21 protein-coding genes are annotated in these 22,179 nt (G+C 70.1%); 18 read left to right on the top strand and 3 right to left on the bottom strand.

Annotation, left to right across the window (positions count from 1 at the left end; all coding sequences use genetic code 11):
• Positions 1-14 precede the first annotated feature (14 nt).
• Positions 15-1,643 (bottom strand): TldD/PmbA family protein, encoded by a 1,629-nt coding sequence (locus AC3A57_RS09940; protein ID WP_487578763.1) that lies wholly within the window; start codon positions 1,641-1,643, stop codon positions 15-17.
• Positions 1,644-2,255: 612 nt separating this feature from the next.
• Here AC3A57_RS09940 and AC3A57_RS09935 point away from each other — a divergent pair.
• From AC3A57_RS09935 to AC3A57_RS09860, 16 genes are all read left to right on the top strand, one after another.
• Complete coding sequence (locus AC3A57_RS09935) at positions 2,256-3,683, top strand: aldehyde dehydrogenase (protein ID WP_487578762.1); 1,428 nt, start codon at positions 2,256-2,258, stop codon at positions 3,681-3,683.
• A gap of 7 nt (positions 3,684-3,690) precedes the next feature.
• Positions 3,691-4,371, top strand: a complete 681-nt coding sequence (can, locus tag AC3A57_RS09930; RefSeq protein ID WP_221672771.1) for a carbonate dehydratase — start codon at positions 3,691-3,693, stop codon at positions 4,369-4,371.
• Positions 4,368-4,808 (top strand): RidA family protein, encoded by a 441-nt coding sequence (locus AC3A57_RS09925; RefSeq protein WP_487578761.1) that lies wholly within the window; start codon positions 4,368-4,370, stop codon positions 4,806-4,808. Before can ends, AC3A57_RS09925 begins: the two co-directional genes overlap by 4 nt.
• A gap of 2 nt (positions 4,809-4,810) precedes the next feature.
• On the top strand, positions 4,811-5,356 hold the full coding sequence (locus AC3A57_RS09920) for a 3-hydroxyanthranilate 3,4-dioxygenase (protein ID WP_487578760.1): 546 nt from the start codon (positions 4,811-4,813) through the stop codon (positions 5,354-5,356).
• A 138-nt stretch (positions 5,357-5,494) separates the two neighbouring features.
• Positions 5,495-6,745, top strand: a complete 1,251-nt coding sequence (locus tag AC3A57_RS09915) for a metal-dependent hydrolase family protein (RefSeq protein ID WP_487578759.1) — start codon at positions 5,495-5,497, stop codon at positions 6,743-6,745.
• Positions 6,746-6,754: 9 nt separating this feature from the next.
• Positions 6,755-7,765 carry an amidohydrolase family protein gene (locus AC3A57_RS09910; protein WP_487578758.1) on the top strand — a complete coding sequence of 337 codons (1,011 nt, stop codon included), beginning with the start codon at positions 6,755-6,757 and terminating at the stop codon, positions 7,763-7,765.
• Between the two features lie 49 nt (positions 7,766-7,814).
• Positions 7,815-8,189, top strand: a complete 375-nt coding sequence (locus AC3A57_RS09905) for a 5-carboxymethyl-2-hydroxymuconate Delta-isomerase (RefSeq protein ID WP_487578757.1) — start codon at positions 7,815-7,817, stop codon at positions 8,187-8,189.
• A gap of 4 nt (positions 8,190-8,193) precedes the next feature.
• Entirely contained in the window at positions 8,194-9,480 is a 1,287-nt protein-coding gene (gene kynU / locus AC3A57_RS09900; protein WP_487578756.1) for a kynureninase, read from the top strand.
• A gap of 107 nt (positions 9,481-9,587) precedes the next feature.
• The gene (locus AC3A57_RS09895; protein ID WP_221672778.1) at positions 9,588-9,884 is read left to right on the top strand and encodes a GIY-YIG nuclease family protein; all 297 of its coding nucleotides are present in this window, start codon (positions 9,588-9,590) and stop codon (positions 9,882-9,884) included.
• Positions 9,885-9,975: 91 nt separating this feature from the next.
• On the top strand, positions 9,976-11,343 hold the full coding sequence (locus AC3A57_RS09890; RefSeq protein ID WP_487578755.1) for an FAD-dependent oxidoreductase: 1,368 nt from the start codon (positions 9,976-9,978) through the stop codon (positions 11,341-11,343).
• Positions 11,344-11,347: 4 nt separating this feature from the next.
• Complete coding sequence (gene sbcB, locus AC3A57_RS09885; protein ID WP_487578754.1) at positions 11,348-12,790, top strand: exodeoxyribonuclease I; 1,443 nt, start codon at positions 11,348-11,350, stop codon at positions 12,788-12,790.
• Positions 12,791-12,953: 163 nt separating this feature from the next.
• A complete protein-coding gene (locus AC3A57_RS09880; protein WP_487578753.1) occupies positions 12,954-13,640 on the top strand; it encodes a DUF2461 domain-containing protein in 687 nt (228 codons plus the stop codon).
• Between the two features lie 106 nt (positions 13,641-13,746).
• Positions 13,747-14,904: an MFS transporter gene (locus tag AC3A57_RS09875; protein ID WP_487578752.1), complete on the top strand. Its 1,158-nt coding sequence runs from the start codon at positions 13,747-13,749 to the stop codon at positions 14,902-14,904.
• A 255-nt stretch (positions 14,905-15,159) separates the two neighbouring features.
• Complete coding sequence (locus AC3A57_RS09870) at positions 15,160-16,050, top strand: hypothetical protein (protein WP_487578751.1); 891 nt, start codon at positions 15,160-15,162, stop codon at positions 16,048-16,050.
• An 11-nt stretch (positions 16,051-16,061) separates the two neighbouring features.
• Positions 16,062-17,240, top strand: a complete 1,179-nt coding sequence (locus tag AC3A57_RS09865) for a DUF4785 domain-containing protein (protein WP_487578750.1) — start codon at positions 16,062-16,064, stop codon at positions 17,238-17,240.
• 342 nt (positions 17,241-17,582) lie between these two features.
• Positions 17,583-18,134 (top strand): DUF2939 domain-containing protein, encoded by a 552-nt coding sequence (locus AC3A57_RS09860; protein ID WP_487578749.1) that lies wholly within the window; start codon positions 17,583-17,585, stop codon positions 18,132-18,134.
• A 254-nt stretch (positions 18,135-18,388) separates the two neighbouring features.
• Here AC3A57_RS09860 and AC3A57_RS09855 read toward each other — a convergent pair whose 3' ends face one another.
• Complete coding sequence (locus AC3A57_RS09855) at positions 18,389-19,309, bottom strand: 5'-nucleotidase (protein WP_487578748.1); 921 nt, start codon at positions 19,307-19,309, stop codon at positions 18,389-18,391.
• Positions 19,310-19,495: 186 nt separating this feature from the next.
• Here AC3A57_RS09855 and AC3A57_RS09850 point away from each other — a divergent pair, with 186 nt between their 5' ends.
• Together AC3A57_RS09850 and AC3A57_RS09845 are read left to right on the top strand one after the other, a co-directional pair.
• Positions 19,496-20,869: an amino acid permease gene (locus AC3A57_RS09850; RefSeq protein ID WP_487578747.1), complete on the top strand. Its 1,374-nt coding sequence runs from the start codon at positions 19,496-19,498 to the stop codon at positions 20,867-20,869.
• 122 nt (positions 20,870-20,991) lie between these two features.
• Positions 20,992-21,387 carry an NUDIX domain-containing protein gene (locus AC3A57_RS09845; protein ID WP_487578746.1) on the top strand — a complete coding sequence of 132 codons (396 nt, stop codon included), beginning with the start codon at positions 20,992-20,994 and terminating at the stop codon, positions 21,385-21,387.
• A 9-nt stretch (positions 21,388-21,396) separates the two neighbouring features.
• Here the strand turns inward: AC3A57_RS09845 and AC3A57_RS09840 are convergent, their stop codons facing one another.
• Complete coding sequence (locus AC3A57_RS09840) at positions 21,397-22,176, bottom strand: NAD kinase (RefSeq protein WP_487578745.1); 780 nt, start codon at positions 22,174-22,176, stop codon at positions 21,397-21,399.
• Between the last annotated feature and the right edge of the window lie 3 nt (positions 22,177-22,179).

Genomic DNA, 22,179 nt, shown 5'->3' with positions numbered 1-22,179 from the left:
TTCTCCTGCGCCGGTCAGCCGAGCTTGCGGGCGGTGTTGATGACGTTGACGCCGTTGAAGCGCGCCGTGGCGGAGCCGTGCGAGACCGCCGAGACCTGGCCCGGCTGGCCCTTGCCGTCGAAGAACGAGCCGCCCAGGCGGTAGTCGCTTTCGTCGCAGACGGCGACGCAGGAGTTCCAGAACTCCGGGGTGCGGATCTGGTAGGCCACGTCCTCGAGCATGCCGGTGATCTTGCCGTTCTTGATCTCGTAGAACAGCTGGCCGCCGAACTGGGCGTTGTAGCGCTGCTGGTCGATCGAGAACGAGCCGTCGCCGACGATGTAGATGCCGTTCTCCACGTCCTTGATCATGTCGGCGACGCTGAGCTTGTTCTTGCCCGCCGCGAGCGACACGTTGGCCATGCGCTGGAACTGCACGCTGGACCAGGAATCGGCGTAGCAGCAGCCGTCGGACTCGGTCTTGCCGAGGATGTGGGCCTGGTCGCGGATGGTCTGGTAATCGACCAGCACGCCGTCCTTGATCAGGTCCCAACGCTTGGTCTTGACGCCTTCGTCGTCGAAGCCGACCGCGCCGAGGCTGCCGGGCTGGGTCTTGTCGGCGAACACGGTGACCTGGTCGCTGCCGTACTTGAACGCCGACTTGAGCTTGTCTACGGTGGCGAAGCTGGTGCCGGCGTAGTTGGCCTCGTAGCCAAGCACGCGGTCGAGTTCGAGCGGATGGCCGATCGATTCGTGGATGGTCAGCCAGGTATGCGAGGGGTCGAGCACCAGGTCGTACTTGCCCGGCTTGACCGAGGGCGCGGTCAGCTTCTGCCGCGCCTGCTTGGCCGCGGCGACCGCGTCCTCGACCATGTCGTAGGAGTCGCGGTAGTTGACCACGCCGTTGGGCGAGACGACCTTGCCCGAGGCGGCGCCGTCCAGGTACTCGTAGCCCATGCCCATCGGCGAGGACAGGCCTTCGCGGGTGCGGAACTTGCCGCTGGCCTTGTCGATCGCGGTCACCGTCATCGGCGCCCACACCCTGTGCACGTCCTGGTCGATGTAGGAGCCGTCGGTCGAGGCGAAGTATTTCTGTTCGTTGACCAGGAACAGCATCGAGTTGACGAAATCGGCGCCGGCCTTGAGCGCGGCGGCGTTCACGCTCAGCAGCAAGTCGGCCTTGTCCTTGATCGGCACTTCCATCGCGTTCTTGCGGATCGGGGTCTTCCAGGCGACCTCGCCCACGCCGGGGGTCTTGGCCAGCTCGACCTTGGCGGTCTGGGTCTTGGCGTTGGCGCGGGCGATCGCGGCGGCCTGCTTGGCCGCCTCGGCCACGCTCTTGTCGTCCAGGCGGTTGGTCGCGGCGAAGCCCCAGGCGCCGTCGACCAGCACGCGAATGCCGATCCCGGTCGACTCGGTGTTGACCACGTTCTCGACCTTGTCCTCGCGGGTGATCACGAACTGGCGCAGGTAGCGGCCGATGCGCACGTCGCAATAGCCGGCGCCGGCGCCGCGGGCGGCGGTCAGCGCGGTGTCGGCCAGGCGCTTCTTGCGCGCCACATCGAGCGGAACCAGCAGCGCTTCGGCGGCGATGGCGCTGCCGAAGGGAATCATCAGACCGGCGATGCCGAGCCCGGTCATGCTGAGGAAGTTGCGTCTGTCCACGTTGGCTCCGCCGTTATGGCCCGTGCGATCGGTTGCGAACCGCGTCGCAAGGCATGGATGAATGTGACCGCCGGACTGTGCGCAGCGGTTCAGCGCGCAGTCAAGTGCCGTCCGCCATCGCGTCATGGCGTCGTCATCGCCCCAGCACGCGCTGCGCACGCAACCAGGATGCGGCGCAAGCGAACCCGGTTGCACACGGGATTTACGCCACTATCGGCGCGACGCGACCGGCATGTTCGCGCTGCGCCGCGACTGCGATCGCAGCGCTGGAACGAGACGATGCGCACTTGGCACGGGCCAAGGGTCATGCATGACTTTGGTCACGCTGGGCGCAGAGTCGGCAAAGTCGGGACTCGGGACTCGGGACTCGGGACTCGGGACTCGGGGCTCGGACTCGGACTCGGGACTCGGATTCGGATTCGGGACTTGTAACTTGGGTTCTAGGTTCTCGGTACGCGGTTGCGCAGCGCCGACGACCGCGGCCTACGACCTTCCCGGCCGCGGCGAATACGCTTACCGAGTCCCGAGTCCCGAGTCCCGAGTCCCGAGTCCCGAATCCGAGTCCCGAGTTCCAAGTGCCGATTCCCAGCCACAAGCGTTAAGCTTGGCGCCATGCACAAATTCCGGCACTGGATCGACGGACAGCCCCGCGATGCGGCCGGCGGCCGTTGGCTCGACGTCCACGACCCCGCCAGTGCGCTGGCGTATGCGCAGGTCGCCGCCGGCGGCGCCGACGACGTCGAACTCGCCGCGAGCGCGGCGCAGCGCGCTCTGCCCGGCTGGGCCGGGCTGCCACCGAGCGAACGCGCGCGTTGGCTGGAGGCCCTGGCCACGGCGCTGGAGGCGCGGCTGGAAGACTTCGCCCAGGCCGAGTCGCGCGACGGCGGCAAGCCGATCCGGCTCGCCCGCGAGGCCGAGATTCCGCGCGCCGTGGCCAACCTGCGCTTCTTCGCCCAGGCCGCGACCCAGTTCGCCAGCGAATCCCATCACGGCCAGGCCGGGCTGAACTACACCCTGCGTACCCCGCTGGGCGTGGTCGCGACGATCTCGCCCTGGAACCTGCCGCTGTACCTGTTCACCTGGAAGATCGCCCCGGCCCTGGCCGCCGGCAATACGGTGATCGCCAAGCCTTCCGAGGTGACACCGGCCACCGCGACCCTGCTCGGCGAGCTCGCCGCGCAGATCGGTTTCCCGCCCGGCGTGCTCAACATCGTCCACGGCCTCGGTCCCGAGGTCGGCGAAGCGATGGTCCGGCACCCGGCGGTGAAAGCGATCTCCTTCACCGGCAGCACTGCGGTTGGCCGGCGCATCGCCGGCATCGCCGCGCCGATGCTGCGCAAGGTCTCGCTCGAGCTCGGCGGCAAGAACCCGACCCTGGTGTTCGCCGACAGCGATTGGCGCGCCCAGCTCGACACTCTGGTCCGCTCGGCGTTCCAGAACTCCGGGCAGATCTGCCTGTGCGGTTCGCGCCTGCTGATCGAGCGCGGCATCTACGCCGAGGTCCGCGAGGCCTTGGTCGAACGCGCGCAGGCCTTGCGCGTCGGCGACCCCGGCGACGAGAGCACCGCGCTCGGTCCGCTGGTGTCGCAGGCCCATTACGACAAGGTCGTGGCCGCGCTGCAACGCGCCCGCGACGAAGGCGGCACGGTGCTGTGCGGCGGCCAGGCGCTGGACCGGCCCGGCTGGTACGTCGCCCCGACCCTGATCGAGGGCCTGGGTCCGGACTGCGCCAGCAACCGCGAAGAGATTTTCGGCCCGGTCGCGACCCTGCAGGCCTTCGACGACGACGAGCACGCCCTGGCCCTGGCCAACGCCAGCGACTACGGCCTCAGCGCCAGCCTGTGGACGCGCGACCTCAACCGCGCCCATCGCCTGGCCGCGCGCCTCAACGTCGGCATGGTCTGGATCAACACCTGGCTGCAACGCGACCTGCGCACGCCGTTCGGCGGCGTCGGCGCGTCCGGCCTCGGCCGCGAAGGCGGCGTCGAGGCGATGCGTTTCTTCACCGAGGCCAAGAACGTCGGCCTCCACTTGGGATGACCGCTGCATGAGTAGTACCGCCACCAGTCCGCTCGAAGACCTGCTCGAGCGCAATCGCGAATGGTCCGAACGGATCAACGCCGAAGACCCCGAGTTCTTCGCCCGCCTGTCGCGCCAGCAGGCGCCGGAGTACCTGTGGATCGGCTGCTCCGATTCGCGCGTGCCGGCCAACCAGATCATCGACATGGCCCCGGGCGAAGTGTTCGTCCACCGCAACATCGCCAACGTGGTCGTGCACACCGACCTCAACTGCCTGTCGGTGATCCAGTTCGCGGTCGACGTGCTCAAGGTCAAGCACATCCTGGTGGTCGGCCACTACGGCTGCGGCGGCGTCCACGCCGCGCTGCACGGCCAGCGCGTCGGCCTGGCCGACAACTGGCTGCGCCACGTCGCCGACGTCGCCGACAAGCACGCCGGCTGCATCCACCATGCGCACAGCGACGAGCGCCACGACCGCCTGTGCGAGCTCAACGTGATCGAGCAGGTGCAGAACGTGTGCCTGACCACCATCGTCCGCGACGCCTGGAGCCGCGGCCAGCCGCTGGCCGTGCACGGCTGGGTCTACAGCCTGCGCAACGGCCTGGTCCACGACATGGGCATCGACGTCGACGCCTACGACAAGCTCGACGGCCTGTACGCCGCGGCGGTGACCCGGGTCAACGGCTATCGCGGGGATTCGCCGCGATGAGCCGGGCGGTGCGCACCGACGCCGCGCCGCGCCCGGTCGGGCGCTACCCGCATGCGCGCCGGGTCGGCGAACTGCTGTTCCTGTCCGGGGTCGGTCCGCGCGACGCGGCCAGCAACGCCGTGCCCGGCAACGTCCACGACGCCGACGGCCGGTTGATCGCCTACGACATCGAGCTGCAGTGCCGCTCGGTGTTCGCCAACGTGCGCGCGGTGCTGGAAGCCAGCGGCGCGTCCTGGGACGACCTGGTCGACGTCACCGTCTACCTGACCGACATGGCGCGCGATTTCGCCGCCTACAACGCGGTCTGGGCCGAGTACTTCCCCGACATCGAGCGCGCGCCGTGCCGGACCACGCTCGGCATCACCGCCCTGCCGACCCCGATCGCGATCGAACTCAAATGCATCGCCCGCCTGCCGGCGGACGCCGCCAAGGACTGACCATGCTGCCCGGCCCGATCAACCTGCAAGCCTGGATCGACGAACACCGCCATCTGCTCAAGCCGCCGGTCGGCAACAAGGTGATCTACGCCGGCGACTTCATCGTCATGGTGGTCGGCGGACCCAACCAGCGCACCGACTACCACTGGGACGAGGGCCCGGAGTGGTTCTACCAGCTCGAGGGCGAGATGGTCCTGCGCATCCAGGAAACGCTGTCCGACGGCAGCGGCGCGGTGCGCGACATCCCGATCCGCGCCGGCGAGACCTTCCTGTTGCCGCCGCGGGTGCCGCATTCGCCGCAGCGCCTGCCCGACTCGGTCGGCCTGGTGATCGAGCGCAAGCGCCTGGCGCACGAGGACGACGGCCTGATGTGGTTCTGCGAGCGCTGCAACCGCAAGCTGTACGAGGAATTCTTCAAGCTGCGCAACATCGAGACCGATTTCCCGCCGGTGTTCGACCGCTTCTATTCCTCGCGCGAGCACCGCACTTGCGGCGAATGCGGGCATCTGAACCCGGCGCCGGCGCGCTACGCGATGCCCGATACCTGAGACGCGGCGATGCGGGCGCTTACGCGATCGTCGTTGCGCCGGCTGGGCGGCCTGCTCGCCGCGGCCTTGCCGGCCGCCGCGGCGGCTACGCCATCGCTCTCGCTCGAACCGGTCCCGCTCCCGCCCCCGGCCGTCGTGGTGCTCGCCGGCTGCCTGATCGCCGAACCCGGCGAGGCGGCGCTGGGCCCGCACACCCTGCTGGTCCGCGACGGTCGCGTGCAGCGGCTGCAATCCGGCCTGGACCGCGCCGCCGAGGCCGGCGCGCGGGTGCTCGACCTGTCGCAGGCCTGCGTCCTGCCGGGGCTGATCGACGCGCACATGCACTTGGCGATCGATTCGGAAGCCGATCCCGCGCTGTACGCCGAGCCGGCCCGGCTGGCCCTGGCGGTGGCCGGCTATGCGCGGCGTCTGCTGCGCGCCGGCGTGACCACGGTGCGCGACGTCGGCGACAACACCGGCGTGACCTACGCCGTGCGCGACGCGATCGAGTCCGGCACCGTCGAAGGTCCGCGCATCCTAGCCGCCGGCCGGATCGTCTCGCGCAGCGGCGGTCACGGCGCCAAGCGCGCCGCGCCCGGCGACGTCGCCGCTCCGCCGGCCGCCTGCGACGGCCCCGAATCCTGCCGCCGCGCGGTGCGCGAGAACGTCGAGGCCGGCGCCGACTGGATCAAGCTGACCGTGTCCGGCTCCGGCCGCGAAACCGGCGGCCGCGCGCAGGCCGCGCCGATCCTGTTCCAGGACGAACTCGACAACGCGATCGCGGCGGCGCGGCAGGCGCAGCGCCCGGTCGCCGCGCACGCCCACAGCACCCAGGCGATCGACTTGGCGCTGCGCGCCGGCGCACGCACGATCGAACACGGCACCTATTTCGACGCCGGCTCGGCGGCGCTGTTCAAGCGCCAACAGGCTTACCTGGTGCCGACCGCGTTCATCGCCCACTACGTCGGCACCCAGTTGGACCGCTTCGCCGGCGGCCGCGACGGCCAGTCGCAGCAGGACCTGCGCGCCTGGGTCGACGCCGCCAGGCAAACCCCGGGCCGGGCCTGGCGCGCCGGCGTGCCGCTGGCGCTGGGCACCGATGCCGGCCCCAGCTTCGCCACCGATGCGACCGCGCGCGAAGTCGTCCACTACGTCGAATCCGGCGTGCCGGCGGCCGCGGCGCTGCGCGCGGCCACCGCCGGCAACGCCGACGCGCTCGGCCTGGGCGCGCAGCTCGGCCGGCTGCGCCCCGGCCAGCGCGCCGATCTGATCGCGGTGGACGGCGACCCGCAGCGCGACCCGGCCGTGCTGCAACGCGTGCGCATGGTCATGAAACACGGCCGGCTGGTGTGCCTGAACGACTGCGCCGAAGCCGGCGCGGGATCGCCAGCGCAGGAACCGGCCAAGTAGACTGCCGCCATGCTCAAGATCGACACCCACGCCCACTACCTGCCGCGCGACTGGCCGGACCTGGCGCGCAAGTACGGCGACGACCGCTTTCCGGTGATCCACCATACCGAGGACGGCCGCCACCGCATCTACAAGGACGGCAAGTTCTTCCGCGAGATCTGGTCCAAGACCTGGGACCCGGTGGAGCGGATGCAGGACTACGCCCGCTTCGGCGTGCAGGTGCAGGTGATCAGCACCGTGCCGGTGATGTTCAGCTACTGGGCCAAGGCGCACCAGGCGCTGGACCTGCACCAGGCGCTCAACGAACACATGGCCCAGGCCTGCCGCGACTATCCGCGCCACTACGCCGGCATTGGCACCGTGCCGCTGCAATCGCCGCGGCTGGCAGTGCAGGAACTGGAACGCTGCATGGACCAGCTCGGCCTGCAAGGCGTGCAGATCGGCAGCCACGTCAACGACTGGAACCTGGACGCGCCGGAACTGTTCGAGTTCTTCCAGGCTGCCAGCGAGTTGGGCGCGGCGATCCTGGTCCACCCCTGGGACATGATGGGCACGCCGAGCATGCCCAAGTACTGGCTGCCCTGGCTGGTCGGCATGCCGGCCGAGCAGTCGCGCGCGGCCTGCTGCCTGGTGTTCGGCGGCGTGCTCGAACGCCTGCCGAAGCTGAAGATCTGCCTGGCCCACGGCGGCGGCAGCTTCCCCTACACCATCGGCCGGATCGAGCACGGCTTCAACATGCGCCCGGACCTGGTCGCTACCGACAACCCGCGCAATCCGCGCGACTACCTGTCGCAGCTGTATTTCGATTCCTGGGTCGCCGACCCGCGCGCCCTGCAGTACCTGCTCGACACCTGCGGCGTGTCGCGGGTGATGCTCGGCACCGACTACCCCTTCCCGCTCGGCGAGCAATCGCCCGGCGCCGGCATCGCCTCGCTGGACCTGCCGCCGGCCGACCAGGCCCGGCTGTACCACGGCACCGCGCTGGAATGGCTGGGCTTGCCGAAGTCGCGTTTCGAATGAACCCCGATCGCTTCGCCCGCCACGACGCCTGCGTCCGCACGAGCCCCGCATGCCGCACTTGACCCTGCACTACACCGCCAACCTCGCCGGCTTCGACGCCGACGCCGCGTTGGCGGCGCTCAACCGCGTTCTCGCCGACAGCGGCCATTTCGACGAAGCCTCGATCAAGAGCCGCGCCCTGCGCCTGGATCACTACCGCATCGGCACCGCCGACGCCGGCCGCGGTTTCGTCCATGCCCAGCTCAAGATCCTGCCGGGCCGCGACGCCGCGGTGCGCGCCGCCCTGTCGCAGGCCGTGCTCGATGCGCTGCGCGCCCGACTGCCGGCCTCGGCCGGCGCGGCCGAATTCCAACTCTGCGTGGAGGTCGACGAGATCGTCGCCGACGCCTACCGCAAACACGTACTCGCTCCGGACCCGCTCTGACCCCATGACCGACCTGCATTCCGCGGCCCACGCCGCCGCCCTGGACGCCGCCGATCCGTTGCCGACCCTGCGCGAGCAGTTCCTGGTCCCGCGCCACGGCGGCGCCGAACAGGCCTACTTCGTCGGCAATTCGCTCGGCCTGCAGCCGCGCGGCGCCCGCGCCCACGTCGAGGAAGTGCTGGACAAGTGGGCGACCGAAGCGGTCGAAGGCCACTTCACCGGCCAGGCGCAGTGGATGCCCTATCACGAACTGGTGCGCGAACCGCTGGCGCGGCTGGTGGGCGCGCAGCCGCAGGAAGTGGTGGCGATGAATTCGCTGACCGCCAACCTGCACCTGATGATGGTCAGCTTCTACCGCCCGACCCGCGAACGCCCGGCGATCCTGATCGAGGCCGGCAGCTTTCCGTCCGACCGCTACGCGATGGCCTCGCAGATCGCCTTCCACGGCTTCGACCCGGCCGTCGACCTGATCGAACTGGAGCCCGACGGCCCCGGCGGCCTGATCTCGATGGAACGCATCGAGCGCGCCATCGCCGAGCATGGCCCGCGCCTGGCCCTGGTGCTGTGGCCGGGCGTGCAGTACCGCACTGGGCAAGCCTTCGATCTGGCCGAAATCGCCCGCCTCGCCCACGCCCAGGGCGCGCTGTGCGGCTTCGACCTGGCCCACGGCGTCGGCAACCTGGATCTGCGCCTGCACGACAGCGGCGCCGATTTCGCGGTCTGGTGCCACTACAAATACGTCAACGCCGGTCCCGGCGCGGTCGCCGGCTGCTTCGTCCACCAGCGCCACGCCGGCACCGACCGGCCGCGCTTCGCCGGCTGGTGGGGCCACCAGGCCGCGACCCGCTTCCGCATGGGGCCGCAGTTCGTGCCGACTCCCGGCGCCGAAGGCTGGCAGCTCAGCAACCCGCCGATCCTCGGCCTGGCGCCGCTGCGCGCCTCGCTGGAGCTGTTCGACCGGGTCGGCATGGCTGCGCTGCGCGACAAGTCGCTGCGCCTGACCGGCTACCTGGAGCGACTGATCCGCGCGCGCCTGGCGCAGACCCTCCAGATCGTGACCCCGGCCGATCCGACCCAGCGCGGCTGCCAGCTCTCGCTGCGGGTGATCGGCGGACGCGGCCTGGCCGGCCGCGAAGCCGGCCGCGCCCTGTTCGACTACCTCGCCGCCCAGGGCGTGCTCGGCGACTGGCGCGAGCCGGACGTGATCCGGATCTCGCCGGCGCCGTTGTACAACACCCATGCCGATATCGCACGGTTCGTGCAGGCAGTGGAGGATTGGCAGGGGAGCTGAGACGGCCGTAAGCCGATGCTGATGCTTACGCCCAGCGTCACGTTGCCAGTACTGCCACGCCCCTATCGTCATTCCCGCGAAGGCGGGAATCCAGAGCGGGTCGTAGCGTGAAGTCTCCCGCGGTCTACCTGCTGGCCAGCGCAAAACGCGGCACCCTCTACATCGGAGCGACCTCGAACCTGATTCAGCGGGTGTGGCAACATCGGAATCATGCGGCGGACGGATTCAGCAACCGCTACGACGTCACCCGCCTGGTTTGGTACGAGCAGCACGAAACGATGGAAAGCGCCATTCTTCGCGAAAAACAGCTGAAGAAGTGGAATCGGCAATGGAAGATCGGTCTGATCGAAGAAAGCAACCCAGACTGGCGGGACCTATGGCAAGACATCGCAAGTTCCGGCTGAAGTCTCTGGATTCCCGCCTTCGCGGGAATGACGGCCTGCGGGTTTCTGGCAGCCCGGCCCCTCTCATGCGGCGTGCCGCAGGACTCATTCTTTGAACGTGTCTACCGACAAACACCTCACCATCATCGGCGCCGGCCTCGCCGGCGCCCTGCTCGCCACCCTGCTCGCCCGCCGCGGCTGGCAGGTCGACGTGTACGAGAAGCGCGGCGATCCGCGCCAGCAGGGCTATCAGGGCGGGCGCTCGATCAACCTGGCCCTGGCCGAGCGCGGCCGCCACGCGCTGCGCCTGGCCGGCGCCGACGAGGCGGTGATGGCGCAGGCGGTGATGATGCGCGGGCGCATGGTCCACTTTCTCGACGGCCGCACCGACCTGCAGCGCTACGGCCGCGACGACAGCGAAGTGATCTGGTCGGTGCACCGCGGCGAGCTCAACCTGATCCTGTTGCAGATCGCCGAAGACGCCGGCGCGCAGCTGCATTTCCACCGCGGCCTGCAGTCGGTCGATTTCGAACGCCGGCTGGCGGTGTTCCACGACGACCGCGACGACCAAGCGCACGAGATCGTGTTCGACAGCCTGGTCGGCGCCGACGGCGCCGGCTCGGCCCTGCGCGGGGCGATGAAGCAGGCCGTCGACCTGGGCGAGCGCACCGAGTTCCTCGGCCATTCCTACAAGGAACTGGAGATCCCGCCGGCCGCCGACGGCGGCTTCAGCATCGAACCCAACGCCCTGCACATCTGGCCGCGCGGCCGCTACATGTGCATCGCCCTGCCCAACGACGAGCGCACCTTCACCGTCACCCTGTTTCTGCCCAATCAGGGCGAGCCGGGCTTCGATACCGTGCGCAGCGGCGCCGATGCGCGGGCCTTGTTCGAACGCGACTTCGCCGACGCCCTGCCGCTGATTCCGCAACTGGAACAGGATTTCGAACGCAACCCGACCGGCCTGCTAGCGACCTTGTACCTGGACCGCTGGCACCTGGACGACCGCGCGGTGCTGCTCGGCGATGCCGCCCACGCGATGGTGCCGTTCCACGGCCAGGGCATGAACTGCGCGTTCGAAGACTGCGTCGCCCTGGCCGAGCGCCTGCTCGCCGACGACGATCGCGCCCGCGCCTTCGCCGATTTCCAGGCGCGGCGCCTGCCCAGCGCGCGCGCGATCCAGGCCATGGCGCTGGAGAACTACCTGGAGATGCGCGACCGCGTCGACGACGACGATTACCTGCTGCAGCGCGCCCTGGAGCGCGAGCTGGCCGAGCGCCACCCGGACCGGTTCATGCCGCGCTACGCCATGGTCACCTTCCACCGCATGCCCTACGAGGTCGCGTTCGAGCGCGGCCAGCGCCAGCGCGAGCTGCTGGTCGAGCTGACCCGCGGCCACGACAGCCTGGCCAGCCTGGACTGGAACGCGGTCGACGCGACCGTGCGCGCGCGCCTGAGCCCGTTGCCCGCGGACGAGTGAGCCCATGGCCGCGAGCTTTTTGTTCTACGACCTGGAAACCTTCGGCGCCGATCCGCGCACGACCCGCATCGCCCAGTTCGCCGCGATCCGCACCGATCCCGACCTCAACCCGGTCGAAACGCCGATCAGCGTGTTCGTCAAGCCCGCCGACGACCTGCTGCCCTCGCCGATCGCGACCCTGATCACCGGCATCGCGCCGCAGGACGCGCTGCGCGACGGCGTCGGCGAGGCCGAGATCTTCGCCCGCATCTTCGACGAGATGGCGCGCCCGCAGACCTGCAGCGCCGGCTACAACTCGCTGCGCTTCGACGACGAATTCGTCCGCCACGGCCTGTTCCGCAATTTCTACGATCCCTACGAGCGCGAGTGGCGCAACGGCAACTCGCGCTGGGACCTGCTCGACGTGCTGCGCCTGGCCCACGCCTTGCGCCCGGATGGGGTGATCTGGCCGCAGCGCGAGGACGGTGCGACCTCGTTCAAGCTCGAGCACCTGGCCGAGGCCAACGGCGTGCGCGAAGGCGATGCGCACGAAGCCCTGTCCGACGTGCGCGCCCTGATCGGCATCACGCGCAAGTTCAAGACCGCGCAGCCGCGGCTGTGGGACTACGCCCTGCGCCTGCGCGACAAGCGTTTCGCCGCCGGCCTGCTCGACATCATCGGCATGGTCCCGGCGCTGCACGTCTCCCAGCGCTACCCGGCCGCGCGCTTGTGCGCCGCGCCGGTGATTCCGCTGGCGCGGCATCCGCGCATCGACAGCCGGGTGCTGGTGTTCGATCTGGCCCAGGATCCGCAGGCGCTGCTGAACCTGGCCGCGGACGAGATCGCCGACCGCCTGTACACGCCGACCGCCGACCTGCCCGAGGGCGAGGAGCGGATCGCGCTCAAGGAAGTGCATCTGAACCGCTGCCCGTCGCTGATCGCCTGGAACCACCTGCGCCCGGCCGACTTCGACCGGCTGCGGATCGACCCGGCCCAGGTCGAGCGCCGCGCCGCGCAGATCCGCGAAGCCGGTCCGGAATTGGTCGAGAAGGTCCGTCGCGTCTACGCCCAGGATGCGGCGCGCGAGCCCGGCGACGTCGACGGCTCGCTCTACGACGCCTTCATCAACGAAGCCGACAAGCGCCTGTTCCGGATCGTCCGCAGCACCGCTCCGGAAGCGCTGAGCAGCGTGGAGTTCGACTTCCGCGACGCGCGCCTGCCCGAACTGTTGTTCCGCTACCGGGCGCGCAACTGGCCGCACACGCTCGACGCCGGCGAGCGCCGGCGCTGGGACGACTACCGACGGCGCCGGCTGGGCCAGGACGCCGGCCTGGCCGAATACGGCTTCGAGCGCTTCCGCGCCGAGCTGCTGCAGGCCCGCGCGATGGCCGGCGAGGACGGCGCCAAGCAGGTGCTGCTGGACCGGCTGCAGGCCTGGGCGGAGGAGATCGAGCGCGGGCTGGGCTGAGGGCGAGAAGTGAGCGCAGAGAAGCGAGGAACGAGCCGGATCGCTGCAGTCGGCCGACCGGCGACGATCTGCACACACCGCCCTGCCCCGCTCCGGCTAATCTTCCCCTCTGCCTGCTCTGGCTCTGCTCACTACTCACTCCTCTGCGCTCTCTCTTAGCCTTATGCCCGGTTATTTCTCCGAAGCCAGCTTCAAGTTCCTGCGCTCGCTGGCGCGCAACAACAACCGCGAATGGTTCCATGCCCACAAGGCGGCCTACGAGGAGCACGTGCGCGGGCCGTTCCAGCGCCTGTTGACCGACCTGCAGCCGGTGCTGGCCGAAGTCAGCCCGCACTACCGCAGCGAGCCCAAGACCGTCGGCGGCTCGCTGTTCCGGATCCAGCGCGACACCCGCTTCGCCAACGACAAGGCGCCGTACAAGACCCACCAGGGCGCGCGTCTGTTCCACGAGCGCGGGCGCCAGGTCGAATCGCCCTCGTTCTACATCCACCTGCAGGGCGGCGAGTGCTTCATCGCCGCCGGGGTCTGGCATCCGCAACCCGACACCCTGCGCAAGATCCGCCACTTCGTCCTCGACAACCCCGGCAGCTGGAAGGCCGCCGCCTACGCGCCGGCGTTCCGCAAGCGCTTCGACCTGGACGACAGCGAGATGCTGACTCGCGCCCCGCGCGGCTTCCCGGCCGAATTCGAGTTCGCCGACGATCTGCGGCGCAAGAACTTCGTCGCCCTGCGCGCGATCGACGACGCCGTCATGACCGGCCCGCGCCTGCTGTCGACGCTGCACAAGGACCTGGCCGGGCTGGCGCCGTTCACCGATTATCTGTGCGCGGCGCTGGACCTGGAATTCTGAGGCCGATGCAGCGATCGCGAGCTAGCGGAAGCTACAACTATCTCCTATCTCCGACTGCTATCTCCTGCTCTAATACGCCCGCCCCTTCCCGCAAGACGCCGCCCCGGTGCCTGCCGAATTCCGCCGTTACGCCCTGTTCTACCTCGGCTACTTCGGCGCGCTCGGCGCCTACACGCCCTACATCGGCCGCTGGGTCACCAGCCACGGCCACGGCGGCTATGCGGTCGGGGCGATGCTGGCGCTGTGGTACGGCGGCCGCATCCTGGCGCCGCCGACCTGGGCGCGCTGGGTCGGGCGCAGCCCGCGACCGGGCCATTGGCTGGTCGGCGGCTGCCTGCTGGCGCTGCTGATCTTCGCCGGCTTCCTGCGCTACGACCAAGGCCTGGCCCTGTTCGCGGTGATGGGCCTGTTCGCGGTGTTCTTCAATGCGGTGATGCCGCAGTTCGAGGCGATGACCCTCAACGCGCTCGGCGCGCGCAACCACGACTACGGCCAGATCCGCATGTGGGGCTCGATCGGCTTCCTGCTGGTCGCGGCCAGCTACGGCTGGCTGCTCGACCGGCTCGGCGACGACGCCTTCGTCTGGCTGACCCTGCCCTGGCTGGCGCTGACCGTGGTCGCGGCCTGGCTGCATCGCGCCGACCCGGCGCAGCCGCCGGCGCCCGCCGATGCGCCGCGCGAGGCGCTGTGGCGCCGGCCAGGCATGCGCCCGCTGCTGGTCACGGTACTGCTGACCCAGCTCGGATTCGGCCCGTTCTACGTGTTCTACACCTTGCACCTGCAGGCGCAGGGCCACGACGGCTTCGCGGTCGGCCTGCTGTGGGCGATCGGGGTGCTGTGCGAGATCGCGATGTTCTGGCAGGCGCCGCGGCTGGTGCAGCGCTTCGGCGCGCAACGGCTGCTGGCCGCGTGCATGCTCGCGACCGCGGTGCGCTGGACGATCGTCGCCGCGTTCGCCGACTCCTTCGCCTGGATGGCGCTGGCCCAGACCGGTCACGCCTTGAGCTTCGCCGCCTTCCATGCCGGCTGCATGCGGCGCATGGCCGAACTGTTCCCGATCCGGCGCGACATGGCTGCGGCGCAAGGCCTGCTGTCGGCCTTCAGCAGCGGCATCGGCGGCGTGCTCGGCGCCGGCATGGCCGCATTGACCTGGCAACTGGGCGGCGGCGCGTTGGCCTTCGGCGCCGGCACGGTCTGCGCCCTGGCCGCACTCGCCGTGCATCTGTCGGCCCAGCACGGCCGGCGGACCGAAGCCGCGGCCTGAGCGGCGCCCGCCGATCCGCATTGCGGTAGCGCCGCGCACCCATTCGAAGTTGCGGTGCCTGTAAGCGTGCGCGCGGTCGCCTGGCAATCCCGCCGCGGTCACGCTTTTCATCGCCGCGCTACCGCGCTGCCGCATGACAGCAACATGCGCCTACGTATGCTCGAATCTAGGCCGCGCAGGACGCGCCGGCCATATCGATCGGGCGCGCCGGCGGGACGCCGGCCTCTTGCGCCCGAGCATTCTCGGGGAGGAGACATGCAACAACTCCGCAATTGGCGGCGGCCTGCGGCCGCGGCCGCACTCGCTGTCGCGCTCGTCGCGGCCGCGCCGCTGACCGCCGGCGCCAACACCGGCGTCGCCTTCGTCCACGGCACCGGCAAGCAGAGCAACGCCTACCAGGACTACTGGAAGCCGGCCATGGTCGACAGCGTGCGCCAGGGCCTGGCCAATCCGGCCAACTACACCGTGGTCAACTGCGATTTCGAGCAGTACATGTGGGACAGCCGCGCCGCCGGCTGCCTGGCCCAGCAACTGACCGACTTCATCGCCGCCCGGCAGATCACCCGCCTGATCGTGATCACCCATTCCAACGGCGGCAACGTGATGCGTTGGATCCTGTCCAATCCCAGCTACGACAGCCGCTACCCCGACATCATCGCCAAGACCGTGCGGGTCAACGCGATCGCGCCGTCCTCGGCCGGCACCCCGCTGGCCGACGCGGCGATGAACGGCAACGTGTTCGAACAGGCGGTCGGCTGGCTGCTGGGCTACAAATCCGACGCGGTGAAGATGCAGCAGGTCAGCTGGATGGCCAACTACAACCGCAACAATCTCTACGGCACCGCCGGCCGTCCGGCCCTGCCCAAGCCGTTCCGCAGCGTGGTCGGCAGCGACGTCGACTCCTCGCCGTTCGACAGCGACAGCTATTGCGGCGGCTACACCGAGAACGTCGGCCTGGAGACCACCCAGAACTGGCTCGACAGCTGCTCCGACGGCTTCCTCAACTGCTCCAGCCAGTCGGCCGCGGGCAGCGTCTGGTTCCAGGACAAGCAGCGCACCGCCGGCGGCGAACCGCTGAGCCACAACCAGAGCCGGCGCGCCTGCTTCAACCTCAACACCATCCTGCGCAGCGACATGACCCAATGAGGCCGACGACCATGCGAACGATCCTGACTCTCGCACTGCTCGCCGCAGTCGCCGACGCCTTCGCCGCCGATGCGCCGCTGCTGCCGCCGGCCCGCACCGACCAGGTGCCGCAGCGGCTGAGCGCGCTGGCCGCGCCCAAGGCCGCGATCGAACGCGCGCCGGTGGGTTTTTCCTGGGCCTTGGACCCGTACGCGCCGCTGACCGCCGCCGCGCAGCCGACCGTCGCGGAAAGCCGCGAGTACTGGCAAGAGACCGACGGGGCCGAACTGCAGCGCGGCCTCGACCTGTCGACCAGCGCCCCGGGCGCGCTGATCCGGGTCAGCCCGGTCGCGGGCGCCGCGCCGGTGCCCGCCGATGCGGTGCAACTGCATCGCGGCGGCCAGGCGGTCGCGCTGGCCAAGCGAAACGATGCCGCACAACTGCAAGCGGCCGGACTGCAGGTCGCCGACGGCAGCGCCGCGGTGCAACTGGCCGACCAGGCCGGCCCCGGCCGCTATGCGCTGCGGGTCGCGCAGGCGCGCGGCCGCTACCTGGTGCACGTGTACGAACCGCACAGCCCGGTGCGCCTGCACGCATCGCTGAGCCAAGACCGGGCCTTGGCCGGCGGCCGCAGCGAAGTCGTGGTCGACCTCAGCGACGGTCGGCGCCAGTTGTCCGATGCGCAAGGCAGCGCGCTGCTGGTAGCGCCTTCGGGCCGCAGCTGGCCGCTGAGCCTGCAGCGTGGCCGCGACGGTCGCCTGCGCGCGCCGGTCGTCGTGCCCAGCGACGCCGGCGAACAGCCGGCCGGGCTGTGGGAGGTGCAGGTGTTCGCCGCCGCGGGCGAGATCCAGCGCGACGTGCGCACTGCGCTCGCGATCGCCCAGCCGACCGCGCGCCTGGAAGGCCGCTATGCCTTCGACGCGCGCCGGATGAGTTTCGAACTGCCGGTGCGCGCCGCCTCGCCGGGCCGTTACGAGCTGCGCGGCACGCTGTACGCCAGCGGCCCGGACCGCAGGCTGCGCCCGGTCGCGATCGCCCACAGCGCGCAATGGCTGGACAGCGGCCAAGGCCGGATCGAACTGGCCTTCGAGCGCAAGCAGTTGCCGGCCGGATTCGGCGCGCCGTTCGAGCTGCGCCAGCTCGAGCTCAACGACCAGAGCCGTCTGGCACCGGTCGAGCGTCGCGAGCGGGCGGCGCGGGTCGGTCGCTGAGGCGGTATTAGCTTCGCATGTTGAAAGCCCCTCTCCCGCCTGCGGGGTGAGGGGTTGCGCTTGCGAGCCACCGGCTCGCGCGGCGCCGAACGCCCGGACGCCGTGCGTTCGGGCCGGGATGGGTTGGGTTGGGGTGAGGGCCGTTCGTGTGGTATCGCGTCTTCGGTAGCTACGCTTGCGTACATCGCTTCGGTTGGTCGCGGCTCACGCCGCTCCTACAGACGGGACCGGCCTCGCGTGCCGAGGCCGACCGTCCGCACCGGCGACGGAATATGGCTCCGCTTAATCCAGCATCGGGCCAACGCCGCTAATCTGTCGGCTCACGCTCAGCGGACCGCCCCGATGAAGAAATGGATCGCCTTGTTCGCGCTCGCCCTGGCCCTGTTGCTCGGCTACGTCGCCGCGGGACCGTTTTTGACCGTGCATGCGATCCGCAGCGCGGTCAAGGAAGGCAACACCGGCGAGCTGTCCAAGCACGTCGACTTCGCCGCGATCCGGCTCAGCCTCAAGGCCCAGGTCGACGATTACCTGGTGCGCCGCGCCGGGCCCGAGGTGCAGTCCAACCCGTTCGGCGCGATCGGCCTGAGCCTGGCCGGCAGCCTCGCCGGCACCGCGGTCGACGCGATCGCCACGCCGATGGGCATCGGCGCCGTGCTGGAAGGGCGCAAACTGCTGCGCCGGGTCGACGGCAGCGCGAGCCGGCGCGACGCCTACCAACCGGTGGCGCCGGCCGAACCGCTCAAGGAACTGAGCTATCGCTTCGAATCGCCGTCGCGCTTCACCGCCACCGTCGCCAACGCCGACGGCGATCCGGTGGTGTTCGTGCTGACCCGCGACGGGCTCAGCTGGACCGTCACCGACGTGCGCCTGCCCTTGGACAAGATGCTGCCCTGAGCCGCGCCGGCGGCGTCATCGTCGTCGTGCGCCAACGCGACCGGCCTGCATCGATCGTGCCAGGACCGGCGCCGCCGGTCGCTGCGTACACCAGCAAGTTCCCCGGCGGCGAGGTGCGCAGCCAACTCGGCGATCCGCGCGAGGATTGAGGCGCAGCAGCGCCGGCCGGGCGGATGCGCGCTTGCTTTGCCGATCGGACGAACCCGGCCACGCCGCCCGGCGTGGCCGACGCGTGTGCGCGACGCGGCAAACGGTCAGCGATTGGCCACGCCGTGCGGCACATGGCCGGCGGCGACGTGGTCGCGCGCCGAGCGGATGTTGTGCTCGGAATCGTCGAAGAAGATGTCGGCGCCGAACGCCTCCAGGAACGGCCCCTTGGAGCGGCCGCCGAGGAACAGCGCTTCGTCGAGGCGGATGTTCCATTCGCGCAGGGTGCGGATCACCCGCTCGTGGGCCGGAATCGAACGCGCGGTGACCAGGGCGGTGCGGATCGGCGCGTCCTGGCCGACCGGGAACGCGGCCTGCAAGCGGTGCAAGGCGTCGAGGAAGCCGCGGAACGGACCGCCGGACAGCGGCTCGCCGGCATGGCTGCGCTCGTGTTCGGTAAACGCGGCCAGGCCGCCCTCGCGCGACACCCGCTCGCCTTCGTCGTCGAAGATCACCGCGTCGCCGTCGAAGGCGATGCGCAACTGGTCCGGGCTCAGGTGCGGCGCCAGCCGCGACGGCGGAATCGCCGGCAACAGGGTCGCCGCGGCCACGCCGGCGGCGAGCGCGGAACCGACGTCCTCGGCATTGGCCGACAGGAACAGGTCGGCGCCGAACGGACGGATATAGGGGAACGGCGGCGCGCCGTTGCTGAACGCCGCACGCTTGATCGACAGGCCGTGGTGGGCGATCGAATTGAAGATGCGCAGGCCGCTGTCGGCGGAGTTGCGCGAGATCAGGATGACCTCGACCCGCGGCGCTTCCGACGGCGCGCCGTGATTGAGCGCCAGCAGTTTGCGCACCAGCGGGAAGGCGATGCCCGGCCGCAGCACATCGTCCTCGTGCTCGCGCTGGAACGAGGCGTAGGCGTCGATGCCCTCGCGTTCGAACAGCGCGTGGCTGTCTTCCATGTCGAACAAGGTTCGCGAGGAGATCGCGACGATCAGCGGGTCGGCATCACGGTCGGGCATGGGGGCATTGTAGAGGAACCCGGACGCGGCGAGGCCTAGGCCGGAAGCCGCCGAAGAGGGACCAGGTGCGGTAGGAGCGCTGAACCTTGCTCTTTACTCGTTCCCCTGCGCTCATTTCCGGGTTCGCGCTCCTGCCCAGGCGCCTCACCCTATATCCTTGCCCTTTCGCCCGCCCGGACCCGCTCGATGCCCGCCAGCCCCGCCGCCCCCGCTTCCGCTCCGCAGCTCGGCCATGCGCTCAAGTCGCGGCAACTGGTGATGATGGGGCTGGGCAGCGCGATCGGCGCCGGCCTGTTCCTGGGCTCGGGCGTCGGCGTGCAGACCGCGGGACCGGCGGTGCTGCTGTCCTACCTGATCGCCGGCACCCTGATCATCATCGTCATGCGCGCGCTCGGCGAGATGGCCGCCGCGCGCCCGACCAGCGGCGCGTTCTCGGTCTACGCCGCCGACGCGATGGGCCCGACCGCGGGCGCGACCCTGGGCTGGCTGTGGTGGGTGCAGATCGTCATCGTGGTCGCGGCCGAATCGGTCGGCGCGGCCGGACTGCTGGCGACGGTCTGGCCCGGATTGCCGGTGGCGGCGACCTCGTTGGTGTTCATGACCGCCTTCACCCTGGTCAACCTGCTTGGGGTGCGCAACTTCGGCGAGTTCGAATTCTGGTTCGCGATCCTCAAGGTCGGCGCGATCCTGGCCTTCATCGCCATCGGCGCGGCCCTGCTGCTGGGCCTGCTGCCGGAGGTGGCCTCGCCCGGCCTGGCCAATTTCACCGCCCACGGCGGCTTCGCGCCCAAGGGCTGGGCCGGGGTCGGCGCCGCCTTGCTGGTGGTGGTGTTCGCCTTCGGCGGCACCGAGATCGTCGCCGTCGCCGCGGCCGAAACCCAGGACCCGGAGCGCAGCATCACCCAGGCGATCCGCACCGTGGCCTGGCGCATCCTGGTGTTCTACGTCGGCTCGCTGGCGGTGATCATCGCGGTGGTGCCGTGGACCAGCGAGGCGCTGAAGTCGCCGTTCGCGGCGGTGCTGGAAGCGGCGCGGATCCCGGGCGCGGCCACCGCGATCACCCTGGTCGCGGTGGTGGCGCTGCTGTCGGCGCTCAACGCCAACCTCTACGGCGCATCGCGCATGATCTACTCGCTGGCCCAGCGCCGCGAGGCGCCGCGCTTGCTCGCCCACCTCAGCCGCAGCCAGGTGCCGGTGGCGGCGGTGCTGGCCAGCGTCGCGTTCGGCTTCGTCGCCACCGCGCTGGAGCTGCTGTACCCGGAGAAGGTATTGCCGGCCCTGCTCAACGTGGTCGGTTCGACCTGCTTGCTGGTGTGGACGCTGTCGCTGCTCTCGCAGTTGATCCTGCGCCGCCGCGCCGATCGCGACGGCACCGCGCTGCCGTTCAAGATGTGGGCGTTCCCGTACGTGACCTGGCTCGGCCTGGGCATCCTCGGCCTGGTCTTCGTCCTGGCCCTGATGACCCCGGGCCCGCGCCTGCAGTTGCTGTCGACCGTGGCCCTGACCCTGGTCATCGCCGCGCTGAGCGAAATCGCCCGGCGCCTGCGGGCGCGCGCCTGATGCCGCGCATTACTTCAAGTAGGCGATGCAAACCATTGATTCGAATAATTAAGTGATGCGTAACTTAAAGTGATTTCGAGCTACGCTACCGCCGCCGACCGAATTCCCGCGCGGGCCAGCACATGAGCGCCGGCGAACGCCGCATCGGCCTGGTCGGCGCCCTGCTGATGCGCGACGGCCAAGTCCTGCTCGGCTTGCGCGCCGGCTTCAAGCGCCTGGCGCCGAATCGCTGGGACATGTTGGGCGGCCACGTCGAGCCCGGCGAATCGCCGCAGCAGGCCTTGCGCCGCGAGCTCGAAGAAGAGGCCGGCGTGCGCATCCGGGCCTGCGCCGAACTGGCCGAACTCGAGCGCGGCGGCATCCGCCTGCGCGTTTATCGCGTCGACGCCTGGGACGGCGAGCCGCAGGCCTGCGGCGACGAGCACCGCTGCCTGCACTGGTTCGAGCCGGCGCAGGCGGCCGAACGGCCCGACCTGTCCGATCCCTGGATGCGCGAGCTGCTGTTGAAACTGATTTGAGCGCCGGCCTCAGCCGCTGGTGAACTGCTCGATCAGCATCCGCTCTTCGAGATTGTGCTCGCGGTCGAACAGCAGGGTCACGGTGCGGTCGCGCGACTCGCGGATCATCACCTCGACCACGTCGCGCACCTCGTGCGAATCCGCGGTGGCGCTGACCGGGCGCTTGTACGGGTCGAGCACGCGGAACTTGACCTCGGTATCGGCCTTGAGCAGCGCGCCGCGCCAGCGTCGCGGCCGGAACGCCGCGATCGGAGTCAGCGCGATCACCGCCGAACCCAGCGGCAGGATCGGCCCGTGCGCGGAGAAGTTGTAGGCGGTGCTGCCGGCCGGGGTGGCGACCAGCACGCCGTCGCAGATCAGCTCGTCCAGGCGGGTCTGGCCGTTGAGGTCGATGCGCAGGTGCGCGGCCTGGCGGGTCTGGCGCAGCAGCGAAACCTCGTTGTAGGCCAACGAGCCGAAGGTCGCGCCGGACTCGGTCTGGGCCACCATCTCCAGCGGCCGCAACACCGCCGGCTCGGCCACCGCCAGGCGTTCGAGCAAGCCGTCGCCGGCATCGGCGTACTGGTTCATCAGAAAGCCGACCGTGCCCAGCTTCATCCCGTACACCGGCTTGCCGAGCGCGCCGTGGCGGTGCAGGGTCTGCAGCATGAAACCGTCGCCGCCGAGGGCGACCAGGACGTCGGCATCGCCGGGTTCGTGCTGGCCGTGCCGCTGCGACAGGGCCGCGAGCGCGCGCTGGGCGTCGTCGGTGTGACTGGCGAGGAAGGCGATGCGGGGCGTCGCGGTCATCGG

Source organism: Lysobacter sp. Soil_C_15 (assembly GCF_057657315.1).
Note: the sequence above shows the minus strand (reverse complement) of the source record. Positions and strands in the feature narration are given on the sequence as shown.

Excerpts from the sequence above, each read along its gene's own strand:
- AC3A57_RS09840 (WP_487578745.1), bottom strand. The coding sequence starts at position 22,176 with ATGACCGCGACGCCCCGCATCGCCTTCCTCGCCAGTCACACCGACGAC.
- can (WP_221672771.1), top strand. The coding sequence starts at position 3,691 with ATGAGTAGTACCGCCACCAGTCCGCTCGAAGACCTGCTCGAGCGCAAT.
- sbcB (WP_487578754.1), top strand. The coding sequence starts at position 11,348 with ATGGCCGCGAGCTTTTTGTTCTACGACCTGGAAACCTTCGGCGCCGAT.
- AC3A57_RS09850 (WP_487578747.1), top strand. The coding sequence starts at position 19,496 with ATGCCCGCCAGCCCCGCCGCCCCCGCTTCCGCTCCGCAGCTCGGCCAT.
- AC3A57_RS09865 (WP_487578750.1), top strand. The coding sequence starts at position 16,062 with ATGCGAACGATCCTGACTCTCGCACTGCTCGCCGCAGTCGCCGACGCC.
- kynU (WP_487578756.1), top strand. The coding sequence starts at position 8,194 with ATGACCGACCTGCATTCCGCGGCCCACGCCGCCGCCCTGGACGCCGCC.
- AC3A57_RS09935 (WP_487578762.1), top strand. The coding sequence starts at position 2,256 with ATGCACAAATTCCGGCACTGGATCGACGGACAGCCCCGCGATGCGGCC.
- AC3A57_RS09905 (WP_487578757.1), top strand. The coding sequence starts at position 7,815 with ATGCCGCACTTGACCCTGCACTACACCGCCAACCTCGCCGGCTTCGAC.
- AC3A57_RS09910 (WP_487578758.1), top strand. The coding sequence starts at position 6,755 with ATGCTCAAGATCGACACCCACGCCCACTACCTGCCGCGCGACTGGCCG.
- AC3A57_RS09925 (WP_487578761.1), top strand. The coding sequence starts at position 4,368 with ATGAGCCGGGCGGTGCGCACCGACGCCGCGCCGCGCCCGGTCGGGCGC.
- AC3A57_RS09855 (WP_487578748.1), bottom strand. The coding sequence starts at position 19,309 with ATGCCCGACCGTGATGCCGACCCGCTGATCGTCGCGATCTCCTCGCGA.
- AC3A57_RS09870 (WP_487578751.1), top strand. The coding sequence starts at position 15,160 with ATGCAACAACTCCGCAATTGGCGGCGGCCTGCGGCCGCGGCCGCACTC.
- AC3A57_RS09845 (WP_487578746.1), top strand. The coding sequence starts at position 20,992 with ATGAGCGCCGGCGAACGCCGCATCGGCCTGGTCGGCGCCCTGCTGATG.
- AC3A57_RS09920 (WP_487578760.1), top strand. The coding sequence starts at position 4,811 with ATGCTGCCCGGCCCGATCAACCTGCAAGCCTGGATCGACGAACACCGC.
- AC3A57_RS09860 (WP_487578749.1), top strand. The coding sequence starts at position 17,583 with ATGAAGAAATGGATCGCCTTGTTCGCGCTCGCCCTGGCCCTGTTGCTC.
- AC3A57_RS09880 (WP_487578753.1), top strand. The coding sequence starts at position 12,954 with ATGCCCGGTTATTTCTCCGAAGCCAGCTTCAAGTTCCTGCGCTCGCTG.